The 5,798-nt window shown below is 66.2% G+C and carries 7 protein-coding genes; 4 read left to right on the plus strand and 3 right to left on the minus strand.

Features of this window, described 5'->3' with window-relative positions; all coding sequences use genetic code 11:
* Positions 1-348: SDR family oxidoreductase (locus ACE5CZ_RS08545; protein WP_374946904.1), on the plus strand; the 348-nt coding region annotated here is incomplete at its 5' end.
* An 18-nt stretch (positions 349-366) separates the two neighbouring features.
* Here the strand turns inward: ACE5CZ_RS08545 and serB are convergent.
* Positions 367-1,020, minus strand: coding sequence for a phosphoserine phosphatase SerB (serB, locus tag ACE5CZ_RS08550; RefSeq protein WP_374946909.1), 654 nt, complete (start codon positions 1,018-1,020; stop codon positions 367-369).
* A gap of 56 nt (positions 1,021-1,076) precedes the next feature.
* Positions 1,077-2,321 (minus strand): glucose-1-phosphate adenylyltransferase, encoded by a 1,245-nt coding sequence (locus tag ACE5CZ_RS08555; RefSeq protein WP_085486209.1) that lies wholly within the window; start codon positions 2,319-2,321, stop codon positions 1,077-1,079.
* 47 nt (positions 2,322-2,368) lie between these two features.
* Here ACE5CZ_RS08555 and glgA point away from each other — a divergent pair, with 47 nt between their 5' ends.
* The 3 genes from glgA to ACE5CZ_RS08570 all read left to right on the plus strand — a co-directional run bounded on the left by glgA (position 2,369) and on the right by ACE5CZ_RS08570 (position 4,731).
* Complete coding sequence (glgA, locus tag ACE5CZ_RS08560) at positions 2,369-3,550, plus strand: glycogen synthase (protein WP_374946905.1); 1,182 nt, start codon at positions 2,369-2,371, stop codon at positions 3,548-3,550.
* A gap of 20 nt (positions 3,551-3,570) precedes the next feature.
* Positions 3,571-4,353, plus strand: coding sequence for an ABC transporter ATP-binding protein (locus tag ACE5CZ_RS08565; protein ID WP_374946906.1), 783 nt, complete (start codon positions 3,571-3,573; stop codon positions 4,351-4,353).
* A gap of 126 nt (positions 4,354-4,479) precedes the next feature.
* Entirely contained in the window at positions 4,480-4,731 is a 252-nt protein-coding gene (locus ACE5CZ_RS08570; protein ID WP_374946907.1) for a type B 50S ribosomal protein L31, read from the plus strand.
* 60 nt (positions 4,732-4,791) lie between these two features.
* Here ACE5CZ_RS08570 and ACE5CZ_RS08575 read toward each other — a convergent pair whose 3' ends face one another.
* Positions 4,792-5,583, minus strand: coding sequence for an exonuclease domain-containing protein (locus tag ACE5CZ_RS08575; protein ID WP_374946908.1), 792 nt, complete (start codon positions 5,581-5,583; stop codon positions 4,792-4,794).
* Between the last annotated feature and the right edge of the window lie 215 nt (positions 5,584-5,798).

A 5,798-nucleotide genomic window follows, 5' to 3' on the forward strand; every position in this document is an offset into this window, starting at 1 on the left:
GGCCGTATCATCCTGATCTCGAGTGTCGTCGGCCTCTTCGGGTCGGCCGGACAGGTCAACTACTCGGCGTCGAAGGCCGGCCTCGTCGGAATCGCTCGGTCGATCACCCGCGAACTGGGATCGCGCGGCATCACGGCCAACGTCGTCGCTCCGGGATTCATCGAGACCGACATGACCGCCGCCCTGCCCGAGGCGACCCAGGCGGAGTACCTGAAGTCCATCCCCGCGGGCCGCTTCGCGACGCCGACCGAGGTCGCGCGGGTCGTCGCCTGGCTGGCATCGGATGACGCGGGCTACATCTCGGGTGCGGTCATCCCGGTCGACGGTGGCCTCGGCATGGGCCACTGATCCAAGCCCCGTGGCCTGTCAGCCGCGCAGGCCGAGGGCCGGAAGTACCTGGCTGAGGTCTCGCTCGCTGATCGCGACGTGCGCCGACCGACGAACCAGTGGTCGTGCATCGAAAGCGATCGAAAGCCCTGCCGCCTTCATCATCTCGAGGTCGTTGGCGCCGTCTCCGACTGCCACGGTGCGCGACTGCGGAACGCCGTAGGCGGACGCCCATTCGACGAGCGCCGACGCCTTCGCTTCGGCATCGATCACAGGGCCGCGAACCGTGCCCGTCAACCGACCGTCGTGCACGTCGAGCCTGTTCGCACGCCAGAAGTCGAGTCCGATCTCGTCGGCGAGGTCGTCGAGCAGCTCGTGGAATCCACCCGACACGACGCCCACCACGCTGTTGTGGGCGTGCAGGGTGTCGATCATCTCCGCGGCGCCGGTCGTGAGTCTGATCTGCGCGGCGATGTCCGCCAGCAGGGCCACGTCGAGGCCTACCAGCGTGGCCACCCGGGATCGCAGGCTCTCTTCGAAGTCGAGCTCGCCGCACATGGCGCGTTCGGTGATCTCGGCGACCCGCGCAAGGCTGCCCGCCGCTTCGGCGAGCAGCTCGATGACCTCATTCTCGATCAGGGTCGAATCGACGTCGAGCACCACGAGGAAGCGAGACGACTCGTGTGACACGATCCGTGAATCTATCGGTTGGCGGCCCCGGCTGTACTGAACTGCCTCCGAAGTCAGACTCATGGTTCTACGCGGATTCCCTTTCCTACGACCGTGATGCCCGAATCGGTCACGGTGAATCCGCGCTCTCGATCCCGCGCGGCATCCGTTCCCACCTGGGCTCCGGCTGCAACGACCACGTTCTTGTCCAGAATAGCCCGCTTGACGATGGCGCCCGGCTCGATGTGCACCCGGTCGAACAGCACCGAGTCCTGCACCAGCGCCTCGGATTCGATCGTGGACCACGGACCGACGACGCTTCCCTCGACGCGGGCGCCCGAGATGAGGCAGCCGAGCGAGACGAGCGAACCGAGCGTCGTGCCCGTGTTGCCCTTCGCATCCCGCACGAATTTGGCCGGAGGCGAATTGAGCTGCTGGGTGAAGATCGGCCATTCGCGGTTGTACAGGTTGAAGATCGGCAGTGCCGAGATCAGGTCTTGGTGGGCGTCGTAGAACGAGTCGATCGTTCCCACGTCGCGCCAGTAGTAGCGGTCGCGATCCGTGGCTCCCGGAACCTCGTTGCGCTGCAGGTCGTAGACGCCGGCCAGGCCGCGCTCGACGAAGTCGGGGATGATGTCGCCGCCCATGTCGTGGCTGGAGTCGGGCTTCTCGCCGTCGCGAATGACCGCCTCGATGAGCATGTCCGCATCGAAAACGTAGTTTCCCATCGAGGCGAGCACCTCACCGGGGGAGTCGAGGAGGCCCTTCGCGTTCGTGGGCTTCTCGAGGAACTCCGAGATCTTCGTGGGGTCGTCATCAGACGTCTGGATGACGCCGAACTGGTCGGACAGTTCGATGGGCTGGCGGATCGCCGCCACCGTCGCGCCCAGGCCGGATTCGATGTGGGCGGCGACCATCTGCTCGAAGTCCATGCGATAGACGTGGTCGGCACCGACGACCACCACGATGTCGGGCCGTTCGTCGCCGATGAGGTTGAGGCTCTGCAGAATCGCGTCTGCGGAGCCCGCGAACCAGCGCTTTCCCAGTCGCTGCTGCGCCGGCACCGACGCCACGTAGGAGTCGAGCATCATGGGCAGTCGCCAGGTCTGCGAGACGTGCCGGTCGAGGCTGTGCGACTTGTACTGGGTGAGCACCACGATCTGGCGAAGTCCCGAGTTCACGAGGTTCGACAGGGCGAAGTCGATGAGTCGATAGCTTCCGCCGAACGGCACGCCGGGCTTTGCCCGGTCTGCCGTGAGCGGCATGAGCCGCTTGCCCTCTCCACCAGCCAGGACGATGCCAAATATCTTCTTCGATGCTGCCATGTCCTAACAGTAGAGCCTTGGCGAGGGACTGTACTACGTTCATAGCTGTGCGAGTAGACGTGATATCCCGAGAGTATCCACCCGAGATCTATGGCGGAGCGGGGGTGCACGTCGCCGAGCTCGTCAAGGCGCTTCGCGGCAGTATCGACGTTGTGGTCAGGGCGTTTGGCGAACCCAGGAGCGAGGAGGGGGTGTTCTCCTACTCGACACCCGCGGATCTGGCCGATGCGAATCCGGCACTCAAGACTCTCGGCACCGACCTCGTGATCGCGAACGACGTCGCCGGCGCCGACGTGGTGCACTCGCACACCTGGTATGCGAACGCGGCGGGCCAGATCGCGTCGCGCCTGCACGGCATCCCGCACGTCGTCACGGCGCACTCGCTCGAGCCGCTGAGGCCGTGGAAGGCCGAGCAGCTCGGTGGGGGGTACCGTCTCTCGAGTTGGATCGAGAAGACATCGTTCGAAAGCGCCGACGCCGTCATCGCCGTCAGTCACGGCATGCGCCGCGACATCCTGCGCAGCTATCCCTCCCTCGACCCCGAGCGGGTCAGCGTGGTCTACAACGGCATCGACCTCGAGAAGTGGCACCCCGAGTCCGATGACGACGTGCTCGTCGAGCTCGGCATCGACCCCGCCCGCCCCACCGTGGTCTTCGTCGGACGAATCACCCGCCAGAAGGGACTGCCCTACCTGCTCCGAGCGATCGAGAGGCTGTCGCCCGAGGTGCAGGTCGTGCTGTGCGCCGGCGCGCCGGACACTCCCGAGATTCTGGAGGAGGTCTCCGCGGGGGTCAGGGAACTGCAGAAGACCCGATCCGGAATCGTGTGGATCGACCGCCTGCTCGACACGCGAACCCTGTCGGTCGTGCTCTCGAGCGCCACGGTCTTCGTGTGCCCGTCGGTGTACGAGCCACTCGGCATCGTCAACCTCGAGGCCATGGCCTGCGGGCTTCCCGTCGTCGGAACCGCGACGGGAGGCATTCCCGAGGTCGTCGACGACGGCGTCACGGGAGTTCTCGTGCCGATCGACCAGGTCGACGACGGAACGGGAACGCCGGTCGATCCCGATCGCTTCGTCGCCGACCTGGCATCAGCGCTCACCCGGGTTCTCGACGACCCCGAGCGGGCGCGGGCGATGGGGCGCGCCGGCAGGCTGCGGGCCGAGAGCACCTTCAGCTGGGGCCGAATCGCCATCGAGACAGAGCGGATCTACCGCTCGCTGCTCTGATCACCGGTTAAGCTAGAGCCATGCCCGTGGTACTCCAGCTGTCCGATGTGTCCGTAGTGCGAGACGCAAATCCCATTCTCTCGAACCTCGACTGGACGGTGGAGGGCGACGAACGCTGGGTCATCCTCGGCCCGAACGGTGCCGGAAAGACCACGCTCCTGCAGATCGCGGCGGCCATGAGCCACCCGTCGAGCGGAACCGCGACGGTTCTCGACGGCAAGCTGGGCCAGGTCGACGTCTTCGAACTCCGCCCGCGCGTCGGGTTTGCATCGAGTGCCATGGCACGACGGTTTCCCGTTGACGAGACGGTGCTCAACGTCGTTCTCACCGCGGCCTACTCGGTCACGGGCCGATGGAACGAGGACTACGACGACGTCGATCTGCGCCGCGCGCAGCGGGTGCTCGCCGAGTGGAAGCTCGATCATCTGGAGAACAGGCTCTTCGGTTCGCTGAGCGACGGAGAGCAGAAGCGTGTGCAGATCGCGCGCTCGGTCATGACCGACCCGGAACTCCTGCTTCTCGACGAGCCGGCCGCCAGTCTCGACCTGGGTGCGCGAGAGGAACTGCTGCAATTGCTCGGCGGCTACGCCAGTTCGGACGAGTCGCCGGCGATCGTCATGGTCACGCACCACGTCGAAGAGATTCCCCGGGGCTTCACCAACGCCCTGCTGGTGGCAGGCGGTCGCATCGTGGCGGCGGGTCCCCTCTCCGAGGTCCTCACCGAGAACAACCTCGAGGCCACCTTCGGCCTTCCCATCACCCTGACAGAGATCGACGGCCGGTACTCCGCCCGGGCCGCCTGACGGTAGGCCCGACTCTCGCGATTCTCTGCTAGAGTTGACCGCTGGTCGGGTCGCCGCTGCAGTGCGCCGTGCGCGTGCCAGGCCGAACAGACTTTTTCGCATCACTCGTATCTCAAAGGACACACCATGAAGACAGACACCCACCCGAACTACGCTCCGGTTGTCTTCCGCGATCTCGCCTCCGGCGCGACCTTCCTGACCCGTTCGACGGTCGGCAGCTCGAAGACCATCGAGTGGGAAGACGGAAACACTTACCCGGTCATCGACGTCGAGATCTCGAGTGAGTCGCACCCGTTCTACACGGGCAAGCAGCGCATCATGGACTCGGCCGGCCGCGTAGAGAAGTTCAACAGCCGCTACAAGGGCTTCGGCGCTTAGTCCGCACACGAATTTTACGAAAGGCCGGGAGCGAATGCGCTCTCGGCCTTTTTCGTGGACTCAGCCGACGGGCCAGGCGGTTCGAGCCGTGAACTCGGGATTGCGCGTGCGACGCATGTACTCCTGGAAATTCTCGGCCTGCTCGCGGAACCAGTCGACCTGCATGTCGTGCAGTTCGTGGATGGCCAGGGCCGACACGACGTCGTGCTTCTGCGCGAGCGCCTGCGCCACGCGACCGGCCGCTATCGCATCGGCTCCGGCGTCGTGGGCATCGAGAAGCTCGACGCCGTAGACCACGGCCGCCGCCTCGAGAGTGCGCTTGCCCTTGCGGTAACGATCGACCGCCTTGTCGATGACGAGCGGATCGACGATGGGCGCGGGTAAGTCGAGAGGGTCGATGCCGTAGCGCACCGCCTCGTGGTGCAACAGGGTGAGGTCGTAGGGTGCGTTGTAGATGACGAGGGGAACACCCTCGGTGAGAAGTGCACGCAGCGCGTCGACGATCTCGTACACGACGAGGGCTGCAGGGCGCCCGTCTGCGACGGCCCTCTCCGTGGTGATGCCGTGCACGGCAGTCGCCTGCTCGGGGATCGCGACGCCGGGACTCGCGAGCCAGTCGAGGCGCGACACCGGATGCCCGTCGGCACCGATGACGCTCACATTCGCCGTGACGATGCGGCTGGTCTGCACGTCGATGCCGGTGGTCTCGAGGTCGAAGACGGCGAGGCGGTGCCACCACGCGGCGGATGCCGCACCCTCGACCTCACCGGCGAGTTCGACGGTCGCGGCGTCGGCGATGAGCACGGCGTCGTCGGAGAGGCTGAACAATTCGGGCTGCACTGAATCTGTCACGACTCGAACTCTACCGGCCACCCCCGACGCTGCCCGCGTGCGGCCGGGCATCAGAAGCAGCGCGCGACCTGACTCCGTCGCCGTCTCTGCGCGCGTGCGTTTTCTAGCCAACGAGTCGCGGGGGGCCCGGCAGCCCCAACCCCCCGCCCGGGGGGGGGCCCCCGCCCCCCCACAACCCCCCGTGAACCGACCCCCCCCGACCAGAGCCCCCCCCC

It is taken from the genome of Agreia sp. (assembly GCF_964263775.1).
GTDB lineage: Bacteria > Actinomycetota > Actinomycetes > Actinomycetales > Microbacteriaceae > Agreia.